A 23,467-nucleotide genomic window follows, 5' to 3' on the forward strand; every position below is an offset into this window, starting at 1 on the left:
GGCATGATGGTGCAAAGGCACCGGAAACCTTGTGATCCCCCAACGGTACATCATCGCCAGCCTCTTCATCGCCGCCATGCTGCTGCTCTTCGCGGTGGTGCAGGCGCCGCGTCCGGTCAGCGCCGGGGGGGTCGCGGCCGCGGAGGCGCCGGCGATCATGAACCTGGGGGGCTATGAAACCCAGTCGGAGTACCGTCTGATCGATGGCTGGGCGCCGCGCTTCCAGGGCGCGCAGGATCCGGACCAGCCCGATGCCTGGCCCTTCGAGGGTGGCTTCGGCACGCCCTGGGAGCCGGCCTCCCCCTACCTGGCGGACCAGGGGCTCGCGCTGAACGGCCCGGGGGGCCGTAGCGAGGTGGTGCTGTGGCGGGGGCTGGAGTGGCGGCACTACCGCTTCGATGCCCCACTCTGCTCGGCCCGGTTGGATCCGGCCAAGGGCAACCGCCTCCTGATCACGCTGCAGATGGGCCCTGCCCGCTTCGAGACCCGCCTGCTGGAAGTGCCGGAGGGCCGCGTGCTGTGGTCGGCGCAGTCCGGCCCCTGGAGCCGGTTCAGCTGGGATGGCAAAGCCGTGCTCGTCGGTCTCTTCGAGCCAGCTGAGCCGAAGCTGCTGCTCAGCGCACTCCCTCTGGACGGGGACCCTGGAGAGGCGACCCTCGCGCCCTGGGATGAGCCGGACCTGCCCTCGGCACCGAAGGGCATTGCCACCAAGATTCAGGCCCTATCCGAGGATGGCCAGGACCTCCCGGGCCTGCGGGTGGAGATCCCCTGGCGCGCGGGAGACCGCGTGTGGATGCCCCGCGGAGATCGCCTCTGGCATGGCGGCGCGCAGGGCTGGACGCTCTGGGGGCTGGAGGGGATGCGCTGGCGCCGGCTGGCTGTGGGCCCTGGCGTGCTGAACGCCCACCCGCCCTTGCGCATGGCCCTGGTGGAGCCCCTTCCGGGCGAGGGGATGGTCCGCAAGCGCAGTTCTCTGGCCAAGGCCGACTGGGCCGAGGTGGCTTCGGATGCGCTGCCCTGGCCGGCCTGGGATGCGGCCTGGGCCTGGCGCGAGAACGGCGCCTTCGACGCGTGGGACCAGCGCTGGAACGAGAGCGCCCTGCCGCCCGAGCGCCAGCGGCAGGCCCTGTTCGAGTCCTACCGGGCCGAATGGCGCTCGGCAATGGGGCTCAGGGCCTCGGTGAAGGGCTGGCTGCCGAGGGGTCCGGAGATCGCGCTGCGGGAGCCCTTCGGCATGGCCTGGATCTGGGTGGGCGACAGGGTCCTGATGATCCGCCTCGTGGAGGTCGAGCGGGTCCGGATCCTCAGGAAGCTGCTGCGCTGAAGCGAACCATTGCTATCGAAGTGCACATTTCTGGTAGCGTTGTGCCCAGCCACTCTCTCTTCCTCCCGGCTTCCCGAGGTTTCCGATGCCGCGTCTCCTCCTCGTGGACGACAATCCCAGCATTCACCGGATTGCCGAATCCCTCCTGGCTCCCACGGACGTGGAGCTCATCTGCGTGGACTCCGCCGCAGAGGCCCTGGACCGCTTGGAGCGGGGCGAGCGCTTCGATGTGGCACTGGTGGACACTGCCATGCCCGGCATGGACGGCTGGACACTGCTGACGCGCCTACGCGCCATGGAAGCCACGGCGGGCATGCCCATCGCCCTGATGGCTGGCGTACTGGATCCCGTGGATCCCGCCAAGCTGGCGAAGGCACCCATTCAGGGATTCCTGAAGAAGCCCATCGAGCTGCGGGAACTGGGCGACCGGGTGAAGGCCCTCCTGGCGACACCGGTCTCGGTGAGCCCCTCGCCCTTCAGCACCGTGCCGGCGACGCCGGCCCGGGATCTGGTGAGGCGGGCCGAGGAGGCCCTCCCCGAACTGCGCCCGGAGCCGGTGGAGCCTCCCAGCGACCTCGATGTGCCGGCCCTGCCTGCGCCCGAGCCCGAAGACGACCTGCTCGTACTGACCGCCGAAGACCTCTGGCCGGATGAACCCGAGCCGGTCCTGCCCATGACCGTCCTGCCGGATGTCCAGCTGGATCTGGAGGAACTGGACCTTGACAGCCTCCAGGACCTGACCGACGAGGCTCCGCCTGAGCGGATTCCGGCCCACGAGGCCCGGTCCGAATCGGCCATCCCGGTTTTCGATCCTGAAGGCGCGCTCGCAGATGACGATGATGCGCTGGTCACCCTCTCCGGCCTCGAGGAACTGGAGACCCTTCCCGCTGATTTCCAGCTGGCGCTCCCGGAACCTGAGCCCGAGCCCACGGTGGACGTGGTGGAGCCGGACGACGCCTTCGCCGGCCTTCCGGATGCGGCCTCCCTGATCGGCGAGGTCAGCCCTGTCTTGGCAGCGGGTCCGGTGGACCAGGAATCCCAGGCTCCCGAAGTCCCGGAGTCTGCGCTGGTGATCCCAGATCTTGGCCCGGTGCTGCCCGTCGAGGCAGAGGTGCCTGCCGCAGGTGGTCAGGTCGCTGCCGTTCCCGGGCAGGTTCCCCCAGCGACTGCAACGGCCGTCTCCTCCCAGCAGGCACAGGCCCTGGTGCAGGCCCTCCTAGCCGACCCGGTGCTGGTGGACGCCCTGGTCAAGGCCGTGGTGGCCCGCATGGGTGACCAGGTCCTACGGGAGATCGCCTGGGAAGTCATGCCGGATCTGGCGGGAAGATTGCAACAATAGGCGCATGAAGCGCGTGCCCCCTCTGCCTCCCAGGATGTCCTCCAGGTTCCCCTCATGATCACCGGCTACAACACGGATGTGCGCCACGGGAACCGGGTCTTCCATGTGCAGACGGAAGACAAGGGGCTGTCGAACCCCAAGATCGAGACCCTCATCTACGTGGGGGGCGAGATCCTGGACAGCTACCGCTCCTCCTACGAGGACCTCATCGCTGCCCCGCCGATCACCGAGTCGGTGATCCAGAGCCGTATGGATGAGCAGCATCGGGCGGTGATCCGGGACATCAAGAACGGGAAGTACGACCTGACGCCCCCGGACCTGCTGGAACAGCAGGCCTTCAACGACCGTCCCCTGGACCAGGCCATCCTGGAGTTCCTCCAGCAGGAAGGCGATGTGGACACCCTGGAGCTCGTGCTGAACCAGCCCCTGAAGCCGGCCTTCGGAAACCTTTTCAGGGTGCAGGTGCTGGCGAGGCTCTGCCAGAGCCAGAGCCCGGTCGCCGGCGCCGAGGTCGCGGTGAAGCTCGTGTCCAGCCTCAAGAAGGCCACAGGTCTGCTCTCGGGGCGGACGGGCGCCGACGGCCTGTTCACGGGCGAGGTTCAGCTGCCCCCGAGCCAGCCGGGCCAGTGTGCCGTGGTCGTGAGTTGCACCAGCGATCAGGGCTTTGACGAGGTGAAGGCCACCGTGGTGGCCGTCTAAATTGTCTCAGTATAAACCTGGACAACCGGTTGAGACGGACTATCATGTTCCCTTGGGGCGGGGGACTCATGACCAAGGTCGAGCCTGAGCTGTTGAGCATAGGGGATATCTGTTCCGAGACCGGGCTCTCGGCGGACGTGGTGCGGGTCTGGGAACGCAGGTACGGCTTTCCCGTGCCGGTCCGGCTGCCCTCGGGCCACCGGCGCTATCGCCCGGAGGACCTGCATCACCTGCGGCTCATGGCCGAGGCTGTTGCCCAGGGCCATCGTCCCTCGCAGATGGCCAGGACCGGGGAGGCGGCCCTGAAGCGGCTCCTGATCCCCAAGGACAATCCCCGTGTCGAGTGCCTCTTCGAAGCGGTCACGGCGATGGACACCGACAGGATGCGTGGCCTCCTCCGGGAGTCGATCGAGCTGATGGGCTGGAAACCCTTCCTCCAACAGGTGGTGGCGCCCCTGCTGGACCGGGTGGGCATGGCCTGGGCGGAAGGGGCCATCGACATCCACCACGAGCATCTGGTCACCGAGGTGCTGGAGGACCTGCTGAGGCAGCTTCGCCTGGACTGCCGGCCCGTGACCGGCAAGGGGTCCGTGCTGCTGAGCACCCTGCCGGGCGAACGGCATCGGCTGGGACTGCTCATGGCGGCCCTGGCCTACGCCTCCCTGGGGGTCCGGACCGAGCTGCTGGGGGTGGACCTGCCGGTGGCGAGCATCGCCCAGGCGGCCCGTGCGTTGAGGGTGGAGACCGTGGCCGTGAGCCTGTCCATCCAGTCCTCGGGGGAGACGACCCGGCGCCTTCTCCTGGACCTGAAGGACCGGCTACCCGCCGGCTGCCGGCTCCTCATCGGCGGCCAGGGAGCCGTCCGGACCCGAAAGATCGATGGTGTGGAAAGGATGAGCGGGCTGGATGTGTTCTGATCGGCCTCAGCCGCCCTGCTGCGTGTCCTGACCCGTTGGGGCCCACTGTTTCCGTAGGCGGTGGAGCAGGAGGCGCAGCTCCAGGAGCAGCGGCCTGGCGGCCAGGAAGCACAAGAACCCCGCCAGCGGCACCGTCACCTTGAAGCCGATGTGGCGGAAGCCCAGGGCTCCCACCACGCCTCCGCCGAGGAAGGACGCCAGGATCAGGAGCAGCAGGGTAAGCTTCTGGCGGTTGGCGACGATGCGCTCACGGCCGTGGCGGTTGTGGATGTTGACGTAACTCAGCCGGCTCAGCTCGATGCCGATGTCCGTCACGGTGCCCGTCAGGTGCGTGGTGCGCACCGCAGCACCCGAGATGATGGACGTCACCGCGTTGTGCAGGCCCATGATGAAGCAGAGCAGCATGACGGTCATGGGCAGCGTGAACTGGATCTCCTGCTGCAGCCGGTTCCCCATGAACCCGAAGATGAGCATCAGCACCGCCTCGAGCGCGAGGGTGAGCGCGTAGCGGCTGCGCATGCGGTGGCGCTGGCCGAAGCTGATGAGGGTGGTGCACACGAAGGCGCCGCCGAGGAAGCTCAGCATCATGGCCAGGGCAGCCAGGGCCGTGGTGAGGTCCCCCGCGGCCAGCTCGTCGGCCATGGAGGACACGACACCGGTCATGTGGGAGGTGTAGTGGCTGACCGCCAGGAAGCCGCCGGCATTCACTGCGCCGGCCACGAAGGCCATGGCCCAGGCCAGCTGGCGGTTGAGGGTCTCCGAACGCAGCGCCCCCTCGCGCACCAGCAGCTTCTCCTGGATGGGCAGCGTGGCCAGGGCGGATTCCACGGCCGCCTGGAGCTGCTGGCCATCCAGACGGTTCCTGAGCAGCCGCCGCAGGTAGCGGGCCACGATCAGCTGGATGGTTCGAGGGATGCGGCGCATCGATGCTTCAGTCTACTTGGTCGGGACGTGGCCTCCCGCCTCCTGCCTCCGGCCTCCAGCCTGTACACTCATCCCATGCCCAAGATCCTCCTCCTCCACACCGGCGGCACCCTCGGCATGGCCCCCAGCGGGGAACCTGCCTCGCTGGCGCCCGGGAAGTTCCTGGACCACCTGCTGGAGCAGGTGCCGGAGCTGGGGCAGCTGGCGGAGCTGTCGGTGGAGGTGCCCTTCAACCAGGACTCGGCCTGCATGGAGCCGGCGAACATCCTGGCCCTGGGCCGACGGGTGCGGACGGCCGCGGCCGAGTTCGATGGCTTCGTCATCATCCACGGCACCGACACCATGGCCTTCACCGCCTCCGTGCTGGGCTTTCTCCTGGCGGATCTCGGCAAGCCCGTGGTACTTACCGGCAGCCAGCGGCCCCTGGCCTTCGTGCGCAGTGATGCCCGCAGCAACCTGGTCAATGCCGTGGACCTGGCCTGTCGCGCCATCCCCGAGGTGGGCATCTGCTTCGGGACCCACTGGCTCCGGGGCGTGGCCGCTGACAAGCTGAGCGTGAGCCAGTTCGAGGCCTTCCAGAGTCCCAACCTGCCACCCCTGGCCGAGATCGGTGCCGAGATCCGCCTCCACCCCGAGGCGGGCCAGTTCCCCCGGCAGGTGCCCGCAGGGCTGGGCGCCGAGCTGGACCTCACTGTCCGCACCGTCACGCCCCATCCGGGCATGGCCTGGTTTCCTGTACCCGCCGGGGCGAAAGCCGTCCTCATCCAGGCCTTCGGCGCCGGCAACTTGCCCATGGACCGCCCCGACCTGCAGGCCTTCCTGGAGGACTGCCGACAACGCCAGCTGCCCGTGGTGGTGACCTCCCAGTGCCCTTACGGCGGCATTGATCTCTCCGCCTATGAACTTGGGCGGAAGATCGAGGGCTTCGGTGCCGTCTCCGGCGGCCTGCACACCCGCTGGGCCGCCCTGGCCAAGCTGGGCCTGATCCTGGGTGCGGGCGGCGGCATCGCGGAAGTGCGAGAGGCGTTCGGCGTGGCCTGGGCCGGAGAGCCCACGCCTGAAGGAGCCTGGCCGCAGGCTTGATCTTCCGGTCGAAGGCCAAGTCCAATCGCGGCTGTGGCGCGACTGGAGCCAGCTAGAATGAAGGTTTCCGGGAACCACAGATGCTCGACGCCAATCTCCTCCGCAACGATCTTGACGCCGTGGCGGCCCGCCTGTCGGAACGCGGCTACACCCTGGACCGGGCCCGGTATCAGGAACTGGACCAGCGCCGCCGCTCCGTGCTGCAGGAGGCGGAGGCCCTGAAAGCCGAGCGCAACCGCGTCAGCGAGGAAGTGGGGCGTCTCAAGCGGGTCAAGGAGAACGCGGACCACCTCATCGCCCAGCAGCGCGAGGTCGGGGACAAGCTCAAGGAACTGGAAGCCGCCGAGCGCGAGATCGAGGCGGCCTTCAAGGACTTCCTGGCTGGCATCCCCAACCCGCCCCATGCCAGCGTGCCCAATGGCCGCGACGAGCATGCCAATGTCGAGATCAAGCGCTGGGGCCAGGTTCCCAGCATCGGGGCGCCCAAGGATCACGTGGAGCTGGGCACGACCCTCGGCATCCTGGACCTGGACCGGGCGGCCAAGATCAGCGGCGCGCGCTTCTCCGTGCTGAAGGGGCAGGGGGCCAAGCTGGAGCGGGCCCTCATTGCCTTCATGCTGGACCGGCAGACAGCCGCGGGCTACCTGGAGGTCATCCCCCCCTACCTCGTGAACGCCGAGAGCATGTACGGCACGGGCCAGCTGCCCAAGTTCGAGCAGGACCTCTTCAAGACGCCCCACGGCGAGAGCTCGCTGTACCTCATTCCCACGGCGGAAGTGCCCGTCACCAACCTCTACCGCGACGAGATCCTGAGTGCGGATTCGCTGCCCCTGCGCCACTGCGCCTTCACGCCTTGCTTCCGCAGCGAGGCCGGCAGCTACGGCAGGGACACCAAGGGCATCATCCGCCAGCACCAGTTCCACAAGGTGGAGCTGGTCACCTTCGCGGCCGCGGACCAGGCGGAAGCCGAACTCGAGAGGCTCACCGCGGACGCGGAAGCCATCCTCGAGGCCCTCGGGCTGCCCTACCGCCGGGTGCTGCTCTGCACCGGTGACATGGGCTTCAGCAGCCAGAAGACCTACGACCTGGAGGTGTGGCTGCCCTCGCAGAACACCTACCGTGAGATCAGCTCCTGTAGCTGGTTCGGCGACTTCCAGGCGCGGCGCGCCAACATCCGCGCCAAGGGCAGGGAGGGCAAGCCCGCCTTCGCCCACACCCTGAACGGCAGCGGCCTGGCTGTGGGCCGCACCTGGGTGGCCATCCTCGAGAACTGCCAGCAGCCCGACGGCAGCATCGTGGTGCCTGAAGTCCTGCGGCCCTTCATGGGCGCCGAGGTGATCCGCTGACGGCAGCGCCACTTCTTTGCGCAGAAGGCCTGGGCCTTCGCCGTGAGGGAAGCTGGGCGCTGAAGGACGTGTCATTCACCATCGCTCCGGGGGAAGCCTGGGGCGTCCTCGGTACGAGCGGTTCGGGAAAAACCACCCTGCTCCTGGCGAGCCATGAGTTGCCCTCGGTGCAGGTTCTCTGCGATCAACTGCTCCTGTTGCACGACGGGCAGACCCTGTGCCAGGGGTCCGCGGCAAACCTGTTTTCAGACCCGCTCGAACCCCACCTGCGGGAGCTTCTGGAGGCCACGCCGAGGTGCCTACTCCTCCGTTGAGATCTGGGCGGCGCTGGTATTGATGTAGATGCCGCCGAAGTGGCCCCACAGGCTGCTGAAGCCCGGCCGCAGGCGACCCTGCTGATCCAGGGATTGCAGTTCCGCGGATAGCAGCTTCTGGGCTTCGGTGGTCTGCACATCCTGGATGAGGCTGCGGCGGGTCTCGAAGGTGAGAGCCGGGGCGGGCTCGCGGGAGCTGATGCGGGCCACCCAGAGCTTGCCGTCCTGGGTCCAGAGCACGGGAGTGGTCTGGCCGATGGCAGTCTCCAGGAGGGCCTTGCGGATGCCGGGATGGGTGACGAAGTCGCGAACACCACTGAGGGGGGCGGCCGCCTGTTCGGTGACGGGACCCACGGCCTGGAGGCCGCCGGCCTTGAGGGCCTGCTGGGCCTTGGCCACCGCCTGCTTGCGGGCTTCCTCGAGGCGGAAGGCCGCCAGGACCTTGGCCCGGACTTCCTTGAAGGGGGGCACGGCCTCGGGCAGCTCCTCCTGGACCCGGAAAAGCAGGTGGCGGGTCGGGAAGGCCATGGGCTTCGACACATCGCCCACCTTCATGCGGAAGGCCTCGGCGGCGAACTGTGACAGCTCGGGCAGGCCCTCGACTTGGGCGGAAGGCTCATTGCCGAAGGGCTGGCTGAGCTGGGCGGGGCTGCCCAGGCTCTTGGCGGCGGCGGCAAGGTCGCCCCCGTTGGCCCGCTTGCGAATCTGCTCTAGGCGCTCCTGGGCGCGGGAGTTGAAACGACTGTCGGAGATCTCCCGCGTGAGCTGGGCCTTCAGGTCCTCGAACTTCTTCTCACGGCGCCCCTCCAGCTTGATGAGGTGGATGCCGAACTGGGTGCGCACGGGCTGGCTGATCTCGCCGGGCTTCAGGGCCGCGGCGGCCTCGGAGAACGGCTTGACCATCTTGGAGGCGGTGAACCAGCCCAGGTCGCCACCATTGCCCTTGGCGCTGGGATCTTCACTCTGCTCCTCGGCCGTCTTCGCGAAGTCCAGGCCCTTGACGAGGCGCTGCCGGAGCAGCTGGGCCTTGGTGGTGGCCTCCTGCATCTGAGTGTCGCCCTCGGCCTTGAACAGGATGTGGCGGGCCTTGAACTCGGTGGTGTCCCCCTTGCGGGCCTCGAAGGCGGCTTTCAGGGAGGCCTCGTCGGGTTCGATGTCCTTGCCCAGGGCCGCTCGGTCCACGGCCACGAACTGGATCACGCGGCGGGGCGGCTGGAGGAAGCGCTCGCCCCCGGCCTTGTAGAAGGCATCCAAGGTGGCGTCGCCGGGATCGGCCACAGTGCTGGCATCCACGGGCAGGACCACCTGCTGGAAGGCGACCTTTTCGTTGCGCAGGCGGTGTTCCTGGGCGATCCAGGCCTCGTCCACGGGCACCTGGAGGGCCGACTGCTGGACCAGCTTGGTGCGCAACAGCTCCGAGCGGATGGCCCGCTCCTGCATGGCGGGGTTGAACCCGGTCTCCTGGAAGATCTGCTTCAGCTCGGCCGTGGACTTCAGGCCGCCCTTGGTGTCGAGCAGCATCGGGTACTGGCGGAGAAAGGCCCGGAGGCGCGCGCCGACTTCTTCATCGGTCACCACCACGTGGTGCCGCTCAGCCAGCTCCTCCATGAGCTTCTGGTTCATCAGGTCCCGCAGGGCCTGGGACTGGACGAAGGGCTTGAGGGCCTCGGGGCTGGCCTGCTTGCCGTAGCGCTGGTAGAGCTCCTGCATGTGCTCGGCCAGCTCGCGCATGAGCACTTCGTGGCCATAGACGCGTGCCACCACCGTATCCGCCGAGACCGCCCCCCCTGTGGGCGCCAGGTAGGCGACCAGCCCCAGGAGGACGACGATCATGACCGCGGCCATGGGCGTGCGGTTGGATTTGAAGACAGAGCGGAAGGAACGAAGCATGCGTGGCTCCAGACGGACCCCCCAGATTAACAAGGGAACGGCCATCGATTACACTGGAATGCTGGAGAGGTTGAATGGCCGTTTTGCCCGTGTTGACCTGGGGGGATCCCCGCCTCAAGAAGAACAGCGAGGATGTGGGGACCTGGACCCCGGAGCTGGAGCAGCTCGTGGCGGACATGTTCGAGACCGCCCTCGACGAAGAGGGGGTGGGCCTGGCGGCGCCCCAGATCGGCCGGAACATCAACCTGGCCGTGATCGACTGCTCCTGTGGCGAGGACCCGGCCCAGCAGCTCGTCCTCATCAACCCCGAGATCACGCAGGAGGAGGGTTCCCAGGTGGGACCCGAGGGCTGCCTGTCCATCCCGGGTATCCGCGAGGTGCTGGAACGCCCCCAGAAGGTGACGATCCGCAACCGGGCCAAGGACGGCAGCTGGCACGAGCTGACCGGTGAGGATCTGATGGCCCGGGCCTTCTGCCACGAGATCGACCACCTCCGCGGTCGGCTGTTCGTGGAGTACTTCGGCCCCGTGAAGCGGCAGTTCCTCCAGAAGAAGTACCAGAAGCAGGCCCGGGGATGACCCGGATCGCCTTCCTGGGCACCCCCCGCGCGGCCGTCCCGGCGCTGCGGGCGCTGGCCGAGGAGGGGATCGTGGCGGTCTTCTGCAATCCGGACCGGCCCTCGGGCCGTGGGCGCCATGTGGAGGCCCCACCGGTGAAGGTGGCCGCCCAGGAACTCGGGCTGACCGTCCACCAGCCCCTGAGCTGGAAGGCCCCCGAGATCCGGGAGCTGTGGGGAAGCCTCAGGATCGACCTGGCCGTGGTGGTCGCCTATGGCCATCTCCTGCCTGGGTGGATGCTGGATTCCTGCCCCGGCGGGGTCTGGAACCTCCATTTCTCGCTGCTGCCCCGGTGGCGGGGGGCCGCCCCGGTGAACCAGGCCCTGCTGGCCGGGGACGAGGACACCGGCGTGAGCCTCATGCAGCTCACGCCGGGACTCGATGAAGGCCCGGTGTTGGCCCAATCCCATCGGGACATTGGCCACGAGGACACGGCTGAATCCCTGTTGGCGGTCCTTGCGGTCGATGCGGCCGAGCTGCTCATGGACCAGCTGCCCCTGCTGCTGGGTGGCGGTGTCGCCCCGGTGGCGCAGGACCACACCCTCGCCACCTACGCCCCGAAGCTCCGGAAGGAGATGGGCCGCCTGGACTGGCGGCGGCCCGCGGCGGACCTTCATCGCCAGGTGCGGGCCCTGTGGCCCTGGCCCGGCTCCGAGCTGCAGCTGGAGGGCCAGGCCCTCAAGGTCTGCGGCGTGGGGACCCTGCGCACCTGCTACCGCGATCCCGGGCAGCTGCTCTGGGGCAAGGAGGGCGCCTGGCTCATCACCACAGATGGTGCCCTGGAGCTCACCCTGCTCCAGCGGCCCGGCAAGCCCGTCCAGCCTGCCCTGCAGGCGCTGCAACCCTGGGGCTCCAGTGGCAGCCGGATGCTCGGGTCTGCGGAAACCTGAGATCGAGGTCACTTTAGCAACCCAATTGGATTGCCGAAGAATCCTATATAGTCGATTCGGATCATTCGAGCGATTGTGAATTCAGATTCCCCCAACCGGGGAGGCCGGGGAGGTTGTTGGTGCGGGGCCGTTGGTCAGCCTGGAAGGACTGGGTGGTCCCGGATGCTTCCCTGCCCCTGGAGCGGCAGTTCTTCCAGTGGCTCTCCATGCTGGGGGCGACGGTCTCGCTCCTCATCGTGCTCCCGGTGAACAGCTACCAGGGCCTGAGTCCCTGGGTGAACCGGGGGATCGTCGTGTTCGGGCTCCTGTCTCTGGGCATCGCCTGGGCGGCGAAGCGGGGGCACTACTGCTCCAAAACCATGTTGCTGGCCTTCGTCATCTGTCTGGACTTCCTCTGGTTCCCGAACGGGGGATCCCAGGGCAGCATCGGGCTCTACTTCTTCACCGCCATTTTGTTTCCGGTGCTCTTTTTTCGGGGGGTGGCCCGCATCATGGGGCTGGGCCTGCTGATGGCGAACATCGTTGGCCTGCTTCTCGCCGAATATTCCTGGCCCCACTTGGTCACCCCCTTCCCGGGTGCCACGGACCGCTTCCTGGACCTGATCGCGGGCTACCTCATCTGCCTGCCGATCTGTGCCTTGATGCTCTGGGTGATCCTGAAGGGCTTCGACCAGGAACGAACCCGCCTCGCCGAATCCGAGGCCATGCATCGGGAGTTCCTGGAGCGCCAGGGCGAGGGCTTTTCGATGGTTGATGCGGAAGAGCGCTTCCAGATGGCCAATCCGGTGGCCGAGGAGATCTTTGGCGTGCCTTCAGGCGGCCTGGTGGGGCGCTCCCTCCTGGAATTCCTCCCGAAGGGGCAGCAGGATCAGGTTCTGGAGGAAACCCGACTCCGGGCCCAGGGGTACTCCAGCACCTATGAACTTCAGATCCGGCGGGATGACGGGGTGCTCCGGACTCTGCTGGTCACCGCCACACCGAGGGCCGAGCGGGATGGCGAGACCCTACAGGTGCTCGGAGTCTTCCGGGACATCACGGAGCGCAAGGAGGCGGAAGAGCTCCTGCGGGAGAGCGAGGCCAGGTTCCGGGCTTACATCGAGCAGTCCATCGACGTCATCTTCACCCTCGACGCCGAGGGGCGGTTCCTCTTCGTCTCTCCGGCCTGGGAGCGGCACTACGGCTTCCCCACGAACGAGGTCGTCGGCCAGCCCTTCGCCCCCTTCGTCCATCCCGAGGACGTCCAGCCCTGCGGCGAGCATCTCGCCCGCGTCCTGTCCTCGGGGCAGGGAGAATCGAGCCCCCCCTACCGGGTCCGCCATGCGGATGGCACCTGGCGCTGGTTCCGGGCGAACGGGGCCTGCATGACCACCGCCAGCGGCCCGCGCTACATGGGGGTGGCCCACGACATCACCGAACGCAAGGAAGCTGAGGAGGCCCTCCGGGAGAGCGAAGAACGCTACCGGACGCAGTTTGACCGGGCGAGCGAGGGGATCTTCACCCTGTCTCCTGCCGGCGAGTTGCTCGAAGTCAATGAGGCCCTGGCCAGGATGCACGGCTATACCCGGGAGGAGATGCATGCCATCAACCTCAAGGACCTGGACACGCCGGACTGCGCGCAGCTGTCGGAGGCCCGGATGCAGCGGCTCCTGGCCGGAGAGGCCCTGACGATCGAAGTGGAGCACTTCCACAAGGACGGGCATGTCTTCCCCCTTGAGGTCTCCGCCAGCCTGGTGTCCACGGCCAAGGGGCCCGTCATCCTCTGTTTCCACCGGGACATCACGGAGCGCAAGCGGGCCGAGGCGACCTCACGGCTGCTGGTGCAGGAGAAACAGCAGACCCAGAAGATGGAGAGCCTCGGGAGCCTGGCGGGGGGCGTCGCCCACGACTTCAACAACATGCTCGGCGGGATCATGGGGTACGCAGACCTGCTGATGGCGGGTGAGCCCGATCCGATCCGCCAGAAGTATCTGCGGGCCATCCTGGCGGCGGCCTCACGCTCGGCCGAGCTGACCCAGAAGCTCCTGGCCTTCGGCCGCCGGGGCAAGAACCTGGTGGAACCCCTGGATCTGAAGACCATGGTCGGTGACTGCCTGGACATGATCCGGCCTTCCATGAGCCCCGACCTCCAGGTCGTGGTGAGCATGGAGGCCTGTCCAATGGTGGATGGCGATCCCTCGCAGATCCACCAGGTGCTCGTGAACCTCTGCATCAATGCGATGGAGGCCATGCCAGAGCGCGGGACCCTGACCCTGTCCTCCGCCGTCAGGGAGGTCTCCGACGCGACGCATCCGGGCCTGCCGGTCGCTGCCGGAACTTACGTGGAGCTGGCGGTCGCCGACACGGGGGTGGGCATGACGCACGAGATCCAGCAGCGGATCTTCGAGCCCTTCTTCACGACGAAGAACTCCTCCGCGATGTCTGGGACGGGCCTGGGCCTGTCCACGGCCTACGGCATCATCCGCTCCCATGGGGGTGCCATCTCCGTCACCAGCGCCAAGGGCAAGGGAAGTACGTTCTGCCTGTTCCTGCCGGTGGGCCGTGTGACACCGGTTCCGCGGGCGCCCATTCCAGGAAGCTCCCTCGGGGAGGGGCTGGTCCTCCTGGTGGAGGATGAGCAGATGCTTCGCGAGCTGGGCGCTTCGGCCCTCGGCTCCCTGGGCTACGAAGTCGCCACGGCGGCGGACGGCCAGGAGGCCGTGGAGGTGTTCGATAGGCTCCACGAGCGCCTCTGTGCTGTGGTGCTGGACCTGAAGATGCCCAGGATGGGGGGGCGGGAGGCCTTCATCGAGCTGCAGAGGATCAATCCGCGTGTCCCCGTGATCATCTGCACCGGCTATGGGGAAAACGAGGAAGTGCAGGAGCTGATGACGCTGGGAGCCCGCGGCATGCTGGCCAAGCCCTACCAGATCGCGATGCTGGCGGCGAAACTCCGGAGCGTGCTGGCCGGATAGCGGCTACGCCAGGCGCGCGGCCACGTCCCGGTAGTCGGGATCCATCTCGGCGACGACCTTGAACTCTTCGGCTGCCATGCTCGTATGGCCCTGCTGGAGGTAGATCTCGGCCAGGTCGTAACGCAGGCCGATGCTGTCCTCGGGGGGGAAGCCGGGAGCCAGGATGCCCTGGCGCAGCCACTCCACGGCGGCGGCGAGGTCGCCCCGGGCCTGCTCGCAGATGCTGAGCATGGAGCAGCACTCCAGGGTGCGCTCTGGGTCACCCATGGCGATCTTGAACTCCTCGATGGCGGGGTCGATGAGCATCATCTCCTTGTAGGCGATGCCCAGGTTGTAGTGGGTGTCGTAGTCGTCGCCCTTGACCTGCTTCTCCACGCCCTCGCGGAAGGCGCTGAACAACTCGTCCACGCTCTGGATCTTCTCCACGACGTGGGTCGCATCGTGCATCTCCTCGCCTTCGCCCGTATCCATGAGGGCCGTGCCCAGCACATCCGTGAGGTCGAAGAAGGAGTTAGCAAAGTCGCTCTCGTCGAGGGCGCTGGCCTTGGGGACGTGCCCCAGCTTCTGCAGGGCAGCTTCCGCACGGCTGAGGCGGGCCTGCAACTCGGGATGACCCGGGAACTGCCGGAGGGCGGCATCGATCTCGATCTTGGCTTCTTCGGGGCTGCCGTAGTCCAGCTGGAAGTCGATGTCGCCCAGGAGGTTCTCCACGTCCTCGGACGCCGGCTCTGGTGTCGGGGGCAGGGGCGGCTCTTGCGCAGGTGCCGGCACCGTGACCAGTTGCTCCGCGTCGGCCTCGACGGGGGTGGCGAGGGCGTCGATGACCTCCTGCCCCAGTTTCTGCGTGGACAGGGGGGGCAGGGGAACGGTGGGCTCGGAAGCCGGGATCGTGGTGTCTGGCGCGAAGTCCGTGAGGGTCGTGTCCATCCAGCTCAGGTCGGAGGACTCAAGCGGGGGGTGCTCCTGGCTCGGCGGGGGCAGGAGGGGAGGCGAGAAGGGGTCCGGCGGCAGCGCGTCGAGGTCCGGGAGGAGCGGCAGGCTCTCCTCCAGGCCATCGCCCAGGGCGATGGGCTCGATCGCCGGGAGGGCGGTCGGCCGCGGGGGCGGCACCTCGAAGCCCGGCAGGTCGAGGCCGATCAGCATGTCCATGTCGTCCGCCGGTGGCGAAGCGATGGGCTGGGTCGGAGCCGAGGGGGGCGGGGGCGGAGCGGGCAAGCCGATGGGAGCGCGGGAAGCGGGAGGGGGCAGCACGCCCGGCTCGGGCAGGCCCATGGCGCGGCGGTGGATGCGGGTGGAGCCCGGGAAGAGCTGCTCCGCCAGATCCAGCAGGTGCGCAGCTTCCCGCTTCCGGTCCAGCAGGACCAGGGCCTGGGCGCTCTGCACGTACTGCATCTGCACCTGGGTGAGGCGTCCGGTGGTCCGGTGCACCGCGACGATGGCCTCGATGATCGTGAGGTCGGCGGGGTCCAGTTCCAGGGCCTTCTTGTAGGTCTCGATGGCCCGCTCGGGACTGCCGCCCCGCATCATGGCCTCGGCCTCACGCGAGAACTGGTCAATGCGGAGGCGTTTTACCGGATCCACCTCGGTCTCGCCGCCGTGGCGGGTGATGTCCTGGGGGGCCCTGGCCTCGAAGCCCGCAGGCAGGCCCGACGCCGCGAAGGTGGCCGGTGCCGGCGCTGCGGCCCCGGGCACCACGCCCATGCCCTGCAACTGCCCCGCGAGGTGGCTGATGAGGGCCTGGTCGTTGTTCTGGTAGGCCATGCCGTAGGCGCTCTGGAGCGCCTGCACCTGGTCGGCCCGGTTGCCGCTCTGGTGGGCGATCTCGGCAAGAAGGACCCAGCCCTCGATGCCGATGTTCCCCTGGAGGGCGTTCCGCAGGCTGCGGCCGATGACATCGCCGGAGCCCCGGCGGGCAAGCTCCCGGGCGATGGGGGCGAAGAGCCGCAGGCCCTCCTCCGCACGATCCCCGTTGACCAGGTTCCGAAGGGCCTTTTCGCAGAGGGGCAGGGACTTCTCGGGCAGCTGGGCCACTTCGGCCAGGGCCTCAAGGGCGCGGTCCGGGTGGCCGCTGCGCAGCTCGATCTCGGCTAGGGCCTCCAGCAGCTCCGTATTGCGGGGATTGTTGGTGAGCCCCTCGCGCAGGTGCTGGGCGGCGGTGGTGTAGTCGCCCTGGATGACGCCCAGTCGGCTCTGTGTCAGGTAGACCTGGGGCGTGGAGATCATCGACTTGGCGCGTTCGAGGATCTGGTTGGCCTCGCCGTGCATCTGCTCCATGGCCAGGGACTCGGCCACCTCGAGGTAGATGCCCGCGGCGCGTTCCTTCATGCCCTCTTTGTTGTAGAGGTCCGCCAGCTTGACCTTCATCTTCAGGTTCTTGGGGTCCAGGTCGACGACCTTGTTGAACTCCTCCAGGGCCCGCTTGATGAGGCCCTTCTTTTGGAAGTGCTCGGCGACTTGGAGGTGGACCTTCACGGCATCGCTGGTCTTGTTCATCTGGCGGTAGAGGTCCGCCAGGCGCTGGGCCGCGTCGATGTCCTCGGGGGCGTTCCGGACCACCTTCTGGAAGATGGCGGCGGCGCGGGCGTGGAAGCCGTCCCGCTCGTAGGCGCCGCCCAGCCGCTTGTGGATCTCGACGCCTTCCTTCACGCGGCCGATCTGCACGCTGAGGTCGCCGATCTGATTCAGGGTGTTGTAGTCCTTCGGGTTGTCATCCACGAGCTTCTGGAACTCGTCGATGGCCCGTTCCACCTTGCCCGCCGTCAGCAGCTTGTCGGCTTCCTTCTTCACTTTGACGCGATCAATGGCCATTCAGCTGCCTCGGGATGCCGGTCTTGGAGTTCGGAAAGTTTAGGCCCGTGGGGCCGCACAGGCCTAGCGAAAATGTCCACCGGTAAAGCTGTGGGGCAGCAGATTTTCCAGTCGGTGGAGCTGCCGGGTGTGACGGTTGGCCAGGAGCACCGGCAGGGCGTTCGCGAACTCGACCAGGGCCTGACGGCAGGCCCCACAGGGGGGCGTCAGCTCGGCCACGTCGGTCACCACCACGGCGGCCATCAGGCCGCCGGGCTGCAGGCCTGCGGCCACGGCCGCGCTGAGGGCGCCGCGCTCGGCACAGAGGCACACGGGATAGGCGGCGTTCTCCACGTTGCAGCCGCCGAACACAGCCCCTGCCGAGGTCAGCAGGGCCGCGCCCACCTGGAACCGGGAATAGGGGGCGTGGGCGTGGCTCCGGGCCTTCCAGGCGGCCTCGAGCAGGGGGGCCCAGTCCGGGGATTGCGGATCGTCGAACACCAGGGGTCTCCTCGGAGGTTCAGCTTAGCGGAGCGGGGCTGGTTCCGCCTTCTCCGGTTCCGGCGGCCTGGGCCAGGGCCAGCGCCCGCCAGCAGGGGGTGTGCCCGTGGACCTCCCGGATCCCCTCGGGGCCCCGCACCTCCAGGCTGATCTCCCGCTTCTGGAGCCGGGCCTGCAGCACCGCCCCCGACAGGCGCTCCAGCTCCCGCTCGAAGGGCCGCCCAGGGCCCCAGGCCGTGAGGTCCATCCGCAGATGGAGGCCCATGGGGCGTTCCTCCTCGAAGGTCCGCACCCACGGCTGGCTCCGCTGGGCGGTCCGCTTCCAGTGCACGCGGCCCGGCGAGTCCCCAGGCCGCAAGGGCCGCGTCCCCTCGGGGCTGCTGGTCCCCTCCTGGGCCAGGGTGCGGTGGCCCTCACCCCGCCAGTTGGCTGGCTGGGCGGGTGGGGTGCGGGGGTGGGGAAGCACCAGGACCTGCTGTTCCAGCTCGAGGAAGCGGGACTTCTCCAGGAGTCCGAAGGGGAAGCGGGTCCGGAGTTCGAGGGTCCGGAGGCGGGTCCAGCCCCGGTGGGTGACCCGAGCCTGCAGCACCACTGTGGCCTCCCGCTCCCGGCGGGTGGTTCCCAGAAATCCGGGCTCCACGGTGCCATCGTCCAGCATTAGGTGCAGCTCGAGGCCCCGGATGCGGCCCCGCCCGTCATCCTGGAGGCGAAGTCGGAGGCCGCCCCGTACCCGGGCGAAGAGGTTGCCCTCCTCCAGACCCGTCAGGCTGAGCCCCTGCAAGGAACGTCGGCTGAGGATGCCTGAGACCAGGAAGAGCCCTAGCATCAGGGAGAACACCAGGTAGAGCAGGTTGTTGCCGGTGTTGACTGAGAAGGCGCCCACTGCCAGCAATGCCAGCAGGTATTGCAGGCCGAGTCCTGTGAGGGACAGGCGCAGGTGGCGGTCGTTCCAGAGACGCATGGCCTCCAGCCTAACGCTGGAGACCCGCCTGATAGCATGATGCTTCTCCCAGGGTTCCCATGTTCGAGCGCCTCTTCCGCACGAAATCCATCGAGCAGATCCGCGCCAACGCGGAAGAGCCAGAGCACGGAGGCTTGCGGCGCACGCTGTCGGCCTGGGACCTGGCCCTGCTGGGCGTGGGGGCCATCATCGGCGCGGGCATCCTGTCGGCCTTGGGCACGGGGCTTGCCGGGGGCTTCGACTCCACCTTCGGCGTCACCCGGCCCGCGGCGGGACCGGCCCTCATCATCAGCTTCCTCATGACGGCGCTGGCCTGCGGCTTCACGGCCCTGTGCTACGCCGAGTTCGCCAGCATGATACCGGCCTCGGGCAGCGCCTATACTTATACCTACGCCACCCTCGGTGAGCTGATGGCCTGGATCATTGGGTGGGACCTGCTGTTGGAATACGCCGTGTCCAACGTGGCCGTGGCCATCAGCTGGGGTAGCTACATGGACAACCTGCTCCATGGCCTGGGCCTGCACATCCCCCGCTGGCTGAGCATGGATCCCCGGACCATGCTCTTCCCCACCGAGGCCTTCGCCGCGGCCCACCAGGGGGCCCTGAGCCTGGGGGACAAGCTGCACTACCTCGCCCAGGCCCATGCCGGGACCCTCGATGGCGCGGTGGTCTTCCAGCACTGGGCGGCCCTGAAGACAGCCCCCCTGGTGGGCGGCTTCCCCCTGGGCATGAACCTCCTGGCCATGCTCATCACCATCGCCATCACGGCCCTGTGCGTCTGGGGCGTGAAGGAGAGCGTGCGGGCGAACTCCATCATGGTCGCGGTCAAGGTGGCCCTGCTGCTGGTGGTCATCGCTATCGGCGCCTTCTACGTGAAGCCCGAGAACTACCATCCCTTCTCCCCCAACGGCTGGCGGGGCATCCAGGCCGGCGCGGCCATCATCTTCTTCGCCTTCATCGGCTTCGATGCCGTGAGCACGACCGCCGAGGAGTGCAAGGATCCGGCCCGGGACATGCCCCGGGGCATCCTCGGCAGCCTGGTGATCTGCACGGTGATCTACGTGGGCGTCTGCGCCGTGGTGGCGGGGATCCTGCCCTACAGTGCCTACCACGGCGTCGCCGATCCCATCGCGCATGCCTTTACGGCCATAGGCATGAACAAGATCTCGGCCATCGTGAGCATCGGCGCCGTGGTGGCCCTGGGCAGCGCCCTGCTGGTCTACCAGATGGCCCAGCCCCGCATCTTCATGGTGATGAGCCGCGATGGCCTGCTGCCGCCCTGGTTCGGAAAGATCAGCCCCCGCTTCCGCACCCCCCTGAACGCCACCCTGCTCACGGGCGTCATCGTGCTACTGCCCGCTGGCTTCATGAACATCGACGAGATCATCGAGCTCACCAACATCGGCACCCTGTTCGCCTTCATGCTCGTCTGCGCGGGCATTCTCGTGCTGCGGGTCAAACGCCCCCTTGCCGAACGCCGCTTCCGGGCCCCGGCGGTCTGGCTCACCGCCCCCCTGGGCATCCTGTTCTGCTTCTGGCTGGCCCTGGGCCTGCCGCGCCACACCTGGGAGCGCTTCTGGATCTGGCTGGCCATGGGGCTGGTGGCCTACTTCCTCTACAGCGCCCGGCACAGCCGCCTGGGGCGTCCATCTGAGCGATGATGGACGGGGAGCTTCCGCCATGTTCACAGGCCTGATTAGACATCTCGGCATCCTGGAAGCCCGCTCCTCCCGCCCGGGCGGGGCGCGGCTTCGCATCACGGCTCACGCGGATCTGCTGGCCCGCGCCGAGGTGGGCGCCAGCATCGCCGTGAACGGGGCCTGCCTCACCAGCGTGGCCTTGGATGGCCGCAGCTGGGAAGCGGAGCTCAGCGAGGAGACCCTCGACAAGACCACCCTGGGCAACCTGGCGCTGGGCGCGACGCTGCACCTGGAACCGGCCCTGCGGGTGGGCGATCCCATGGATGGCCACCTCGTGTCGGGGCACATCGACGGCCTCGGTCAGCTGGTGGCGCGCCCTCAGGGCCAGGGAGGCGTGGATGAGGGCATCTGGCGCTTCAGCATGCCGGGAGTGCTGGCACCCATGACCGCATCGAAGGGTTCCATCGCCGTGGATGGCATTTCCCTGACCGTGGTGGACTGCGGCACCGACTGGTTCACCGTGGCCCTCATCCCCGCGACCGTGAAAGGCACGGCCCTAAACCGCATGCGCCCCGGCGATCCCGTCAACCTCGAAGCCGATCCCATCGGTCGCTTCGTGGCCAGGGCCCTGGCGATGCGGGGAAGTGACGAGAAGCTGGCCCGCTTCGCCCAGGGTGGGTGGAACCGCTGAGCCGCGGACACAGTTCCAGGCAGAGAATACAGGCTCTGCTGGGGTTTTGACGGGGGTTGTCTCCAGCGTTATTGTGGCGGCGAGAAACCTACTTCCAACGCTCCGAGGCCCCTGTGCGCACGCGAGCCCCCTTCTTTGTGTTCCTCCTCAACCTTGGCCTCGGGCTCAGCTGTGTTGGGCCTGCCGTGATGCAGGAGAAGACCCGGGTTTTTGAGACCGAGCTGTTGTCGTCCTTCCAGGATGGCCGGACTACACGCCAGGATGTGCTGCTTCGCTTTGGCACGCCCTCGGCGTCCTTTGAAGGGGGCCGAATCCTCACCTACGACTTCGTGGTGAACATATCTGGAGAATGGCAGCGGGTCGGGAACGCGGTGGTGAGCGAGTGGCTGTACCCCCTTCCCAGTACCTCAAGCCTGGTGCTGGTGTTCGGGCCGGACGATCGCCTGCTCCGCCACCGCCTGGTGACCGCTCCAGGCATGACCACGCCTCCCCTCACGGAGCCCGCTTCCGCACCAACCAAATAGCCTCAGAAGGAATCTTCCTTGAGTGCCCTTCCCCTCCGCGATCGCTCGAAACAGGCCACGCTGTTGCCTCCTGGTGGACGGGCTGACGCCCCTGGCGGCAAGGAGCCGCGGGGTCTATTCCACGGACTTGTTCTGGGAATGGCAGTACTGGTGGGTTGTGCGCCACCGCTGCTGAGGCAGGCACAGCCCTCAGAGATCCACACGGACCGCCTCGCCTTCCTGGCCGACGGGAAGACCACCCGGGAGGAGGTGCTCCTCACGCTCGGGAGGCCGAATGCCCACCTTGAGGAGGAGCGGATCCTCACGTATGCCCTTATCAGAACCTCCCGTGGTGAATGGTGGACGTTGGTTGGCAGGAACCCGGATAGGGTGAAAAATCGATTCGTGTACGAGGGCAGATCCATCTATAGCCTGGTGCTGGTCTTCGGGGCCGATGGCAGGCTGACCCGTCACAGCCTGGTGGTGTCGGAATGAACCGGGCGGCCGGCCTGGTCCTGGGCACCCTGGCCTTGGCGCTCCAGCTCGGCTGCCTGATCTGGCCCTTCCCCACGGGGGAGCTGTTGTCTGGCCGGGGCCGGATCACGCCCCAATACACGGCGCCCCTGAAGGTGGGTCAGACCACCCGGGAGGACGTGCTGCTCCGCCTTGGCGAACCCGACGAGGTGTTGGAGGGCGGGAGGGTCCTCGTCTACCGTTGGATGGAGGCCAGGGGATACTTCATCCTGGCAACCTACGGTAGTGGCGTGGCCATCCCCTTCCGCGCCCATCGGGCAGTGCGGCTCGAATTCGGGCCTGACGCGCGGCTGGTTCGCCTGGGTTTCGAGAAGGGCGAACCTGACCCAGCCGCTGAACCAGGACCCCCCGCGAAACCCTGAATCGGCGCGGATCGCCCCTATTCCCGCGCACCCTTGCGGATGCGGTCCATCTCGCGCTTCTGCTCACGCTGCTTCAGGGCCTCGCGCTTGTCACCCACGGCCTTGCCCTCGGCCAGGGCCACCTTGACCTTGATCATGCCCTTGTCGTTGAGGTAGATGGCCAGGGGGATGATGGTGAGGCCCTTGCGCACCACCTTGGCGGTGATCTTGGTGATCTCGGCTTTGTGCAGCAGCAGCTTCCGGGCCCGCAGGGGATCGTGGTTGGCGTAGGTGCCGAACTCGTAGGGCGAGATGTGGGCCTGCTTGAGCCACAGCTCGCCGCCCACCGCGTCCACATAGGCGTCCTGGAGCTGGCCCAGGCCCGCGCGCAGGGCCTTCACCTCCGTGCCCTGGAGTGAGACCCCGGCCTCCCAGGTCTCGAGGACATGGTAGTTGTGGAAGGCCTTGCGGTTGCGGACGAGATCCTCGGACATGGTTCCACTATCTCATCGAACTCACATGCCGTTCTTCCCCTGGCGCTGGGCCTTTAGGAATTCGAACACAGCGGGCAGCACGGAAATGAGGATGATGACGATGATCACCGCTTCGAAATTGCGCTGGACCCAGGGGATGCCGCCAAAGAGCCGCCCTGCGCCCATCATGGATCCAACCCACAGAAGGGCTCCGATGACATTGAACAGAGCGAAGCGCGGGTAATCCATTTTCCCGATGCCCGCCACGAAGGGAGCGAAGGTGCGCACGATCGGCACGAAGCGGGCGAGGATGATGGTTTTGCCACCGTACTTCTCGTAGAAGGCGTGAGCCGCTTCAAGGTGGTTCCGGTTCAACCACCGGCTATCTTCCCGGTGGAACACAGCGGGCCCCAGGCGACGGCCAATGGTGTAGTTCAGGGCGTCGCCCAGAATGGCGGCGATCGCCAGCAGCCCGGCCATGAGCCAAAGATTCAGGGAAATTCCCGGAATGGCGCCCAGGGCGCCCAGGGCGAACAGCAGGCTGTCGCCGGGCAGGAAGGGGAGAATCACCAAGCCCGTTTCACAAAAGATGATAGCGAACATCAGCACGTACACCCACACACCCATCTCCCCGGTGAGCACGGCGAGGGAGGCTGGGTCGGTCAGGCGCTTGAGGAAATGCAGGGCGGTGCGAAGCAGGTCCATGGGGATGGGATCTCCAGGGTGACGGGATCAGTGTTCC

General features: G+C 67.5%; 22 protein-coding genes. 15 read left to right on the forward strand and 7 right to left on the reverse strand.

Features of this window, described 5'->3' with window-relative positions:
- Positions 1 to 31: 31 nt before the first annotated feature.
- From WAS25_RS07415 to WAS25_RS07430, 4 genes are all read left to right on the forward strand, one after another.
- Entirely contained in the window at positions 32 to 1,324 is a 1,293-nt protein-coding gene (locus tag WAS25_RS07415; protein WP_422310881.1) for a hypothetical protein, read from the forward strand.
- A gap of 85 nt (positions 1,325 to 1,409) precedes the next feature.
- On the forward strand, positions 1,410 to 2,663 hold the full coding sequence (locus tag WAS25_RS07420) for a response regulator (protein WP_422310882.1): 1,254 nt from the start codon (positions 1,410 to 1,412) through the stop codon (positions 2,661 to 2,663).
- A 54-nt stretch (positions 2,664 to 2,717) separates the two neighbouring features.
- Positions 2,718 to 3,362: a hypothetical protein gene (locus WAS25_RS07425; protein WP_422310883.1), complete on the forward strand. Its 645-nt coding sequence runs from the start codon at positions 2,718 to 2,720 to the stop codon at positions 3,360 to 3,362.
- Between the two features lie 68 nt (positions 3,363 to 3,430).
- A complete protein-coding gene (locus WAS25_RS07430) occupies positions 3,431 to 4,279 on the forward strand; it encodes a MerR family transcriptional regulator (protein ID WP_422310884.1) in 849 nt (282 codons plus the stop codon).
- Positions 4,280 to 4,285: 6 nt separating this feature from the next.
- Here the strand turns inward: WAS25_RS07430 and WAS25_RS07435 are convergent, their stop codons facing one another.
- The gene (locus WAS25_RS07435; RefSeq protein WP_422310885.1) at positions 4,286 to 5,203 is read right to left on the reverse strand and encodes a YoaK family protein; all 918 of its coding nucleotides are present in this window, start codon (positions 5,201 to 5,203) and stop codon (positions 4,286 to 4,288) included.
- Between the two features lie 27 nt (positions 5,204 to 5,230).
- Between WAS25_RS07435 and WAS25_RS07440 the strand changes: the two genes are divergently transcribed.
- The 3 genes from WAS25_RS07440 (at position 5,231) to WAS25_RS07450 (ending at position 7,946) form a co-directional block, all read left to right on the forward strand.
- Complete coding sequence (locus tag WAS25_RS07440; protein WP_422310886.1) at positions 5,231 to 6,286, forward strand: asparaginase; 1,056 nt, start codon at positions 5,231 to 5,233, stop codon at positions 6,284 to 6,286.
- A gap of 80 nt (positions 6,287 to 6,366) precedes the next feature.
- Entirely contained in the window at positions 6,367 to 7,632 is a 1,266-nt protein-coding gene (gene serS / locus WAS25_RS07445) for a serine--tRNA ligase (RefSeq protein WP_422310887.1), read from the forward strand.
- A 68-nt stretch (positions 7,633 to 7,700) separates the two neighbouring features.
- Positions 7,701 to 7,946, forward strand: a complete 246-nt coding sequence (locus tag WAS25_RS07450) for an ATP-binding cassette domain-containing protein (protein WP_422310888.1) — start codon at positions 7,701 to 7,703, stop codon at positions 7,944 to 7,946.
- Here WAS25_RS07450 and WAS25_RS07455 read toward each other — a convergent pair.
- Complete coding sequence (locus tag WAS25_RS07455) at positions 7,932 to 9,836, reverse strand: peptidylprolyl isomerase (protein WP_422310889.1); 1,905 nt, start codon at positions 9,834 to 9,836, stop codon at positions 7,932 to 7,934. The two genes, WAS25_RS07450 and WAS25_RS07455, sit on opposite strands and share 15 nt — an antisense overlap.
- A 74-nt stretch (positions 9,837 to 9,910) precedes the next feature.
- Between WAS25_RS07455 and def the strand changes: the two genes are divergently transcribed.
- The 3 genes from def to WAS25_RS07470 all read left to right on the forward strand — a co-directional run bounded on the left by def (position 9,911) and on the right by WAS25_RS07470 (position 14,294).
- Positions 9,911 to 10,414 carry a peptide deformylase gene (gene def, locus WAS25_RS07460; RefSeq protein ID WP_422310890.1) on the forward strand — a complete coding sequence of 168 codons (504 nt, stop codon included), beginning with the start codon at positions 9,911 to 9,913 and terminating at the stop codon, positions 10,412 to 10,414.
- Positions 10,411 to 11,343 carry a methionyl-tRNA formyltransferase gene (gene fmt, locus WAS25_RS07465; protein WP_422310891.1) on the forward strand — a complete coding sequence of 311 codons (933 nt, stop codon included), beginning with the start codon at positions 10,411 to 10,413 and terminating at the stop codon, positions 11,341 to 11,343. Before def ends, fmt begins: the two co-directional genes overlap by 4 nt.
- Positions 11,344 to 11,462: 119 nt before the next feature.
- The gene (locus WAS25_RS07470; RefSeq protein WP_422310892.1) at positions 11,463 to 14,294 is read left to right on the forward strand and encodes a PAS domain S-box protein; all 2,832 of its coding nucleotides are present in this window, start codon (positions 11,463 to 11,465) and stop codon (positions 14,292 to 14,294) included.
- A 3-nt stretch (positions 14,295 to 14,297) separates the two neighbouring features.
- On the opposite strand, the gene WAS25_RS07475 is transcribed toward WAS25_RS07470, so the two are convergent.
- From WAS25_RS07475 to WAS25_RS07485, 3 genes are all read right to left on the reverse strand, one after another.
- Positions 14,298 to 17,102 carry a tetratricopeptide repeat protein gene (locus WAS25_RS07475; RefSeq protein ID WP_422310893.1) on the reverse strand — a complete coding sequence of 935 codons (2,805 nt, stop codon included), beginning with the start codon at positions 17,100 to 17,102 and terminating at the stop codon, positions 14,298 to 14,300.
- A 63-nt stretch (positions 17,103 to 17,165) separates the two neighbouring features.
- Positions 17,166 to 17,582, reverse strand: a complete 417-nt coding sequence (locus WAS25_RS07480) for a cytidine deaminase (RefSeq protein ID WP_422310894.1) — start codon at positions 17,580 to 17,582, stop codon at positions 17,166 to 17,168.
- Positions 17,583 to 17,601: 19 nt separating this feature from the next.
- Entirely contained in the window at positions 17,602 to 18,543 is a 942-nt protein-coding gene (locus tag WAS25_RS07485) for a DUF58 domain-containing protein (protein WP_422310895.1), read from the reverse strand.
- A gap of 59 nt (positions 18,544 to 18,602) precedes the next feature.
- On the opposite strand from WAS25_RS07485, the gene WAS25_RS07490 reads away from it, so the two are divergent.
- The 5 genes from WAS25_RS07490 (at position 18,603) to WAS25_RS07510 (ending at position 22,273) form a co-directional block, all read left to right on the forward strand.
- Positions 18,603 to 20,204 carry an amino acid permease gene (locus tag WAS25_RS07490; RefSeq protein ID WP_422310896.1) on the forward strand — a complete coding sequence of 534 codons (1,602 nt, stop codon included), beginning with the start codon at positions 18,603 to 18,605 and terminating at the stop codon, positions 20,202 to 20,204.
- Between the two features lie 19 nt (positions 20,205 to 20,223).
- Positions 20,224 to 20,874 carry a riboflavin synthase gene (locus WAS25_RS07495; protein ID WP_422310897.1) on the forward strand — a complete coding sequence of 217 codons (651 nt, stop codon included), beginning with the start codon at positions 20,224 to 20,226 and terminating at the stop codon, positions 20,872 to 20,874.
- A gap of 113 nt (positions 20,875 to 20,987) precedes the next feature.
- Complete coding sequence (locus tag WAS25_RS07500; RefSeq protein ID WP_422310898.1) at positions 20,988 to 21,398, forward strand: hypothetical protein; 411 nt, start codon at positions 20,988 to 20,990, stop codon at positions 21,396 to 21,398.
- Positions 21,399 to 21,416: 18 nt separating this feature from the next.
- Complete coding sequence (locus WAS25_RS07505) at positions 21,417 to 21,872, forward strand: hypothetical protein (RefSeq protein WP_422310899.1); 456 nt, start codon at positions 21,417 to 21,419, stop codon at positions 21,870 to 21,872.
- Positions 21,869 to 22,273 carry a hypothetical protein gene (locus WAS25_RS07510; protein ID WP_422310900.1) on the forward strand — a complete coding sequence of 135 codons (405 nt, stop codon included), beginning with the start codon at positions 21,869 to 21,871 and terminating at the stop codon, positions 22,271 to 22,273. Before WAS25_RS07505 ends, WAS25_RS07510 begins: the two co-directional genes overlap by 4 nt.
- A gap of 17 nt (positions 22,274 to 22,290) precedes the next feature.
- Here the strand turns inward: WAS25_RS07510 and smpB are convergent, their stop codons facing one another.
- Both smpB and WAS25_RS07520 read right to left on the reverse strand, forming a co-directional pair.
- A complete protein-coding gene (smpB, locus tag WAS25_RS07515) occupies positions 22,291 to 22,746 on the reverse strand; it encodes an SsrA-binding protein SmpB (RefSeq protein WP_422310901.1) in 456 nt (151 codons plus the stop codon).
- Between the two features lie 21 nt (positions 22,747 to 22,767).
- Entirely contained in the window at positions 22,768 to 23,430 is a 663-nt protein-coding gene (locus tag WAS25_RS07520; RefSeq protein WP_422310902.1) for a DedA family protein, read from the reverse strand.
- Between the last annotated feature and the right edge of the window lie 37 nt (positions 23,431 to 23,467).

The organism is Geothrix sp., from assembly GCF_049292215.1.
GTDB lineage: Bacteria > Acidobacteriota > Holophagae > Holophagales > Holophagaceae > Geothrix.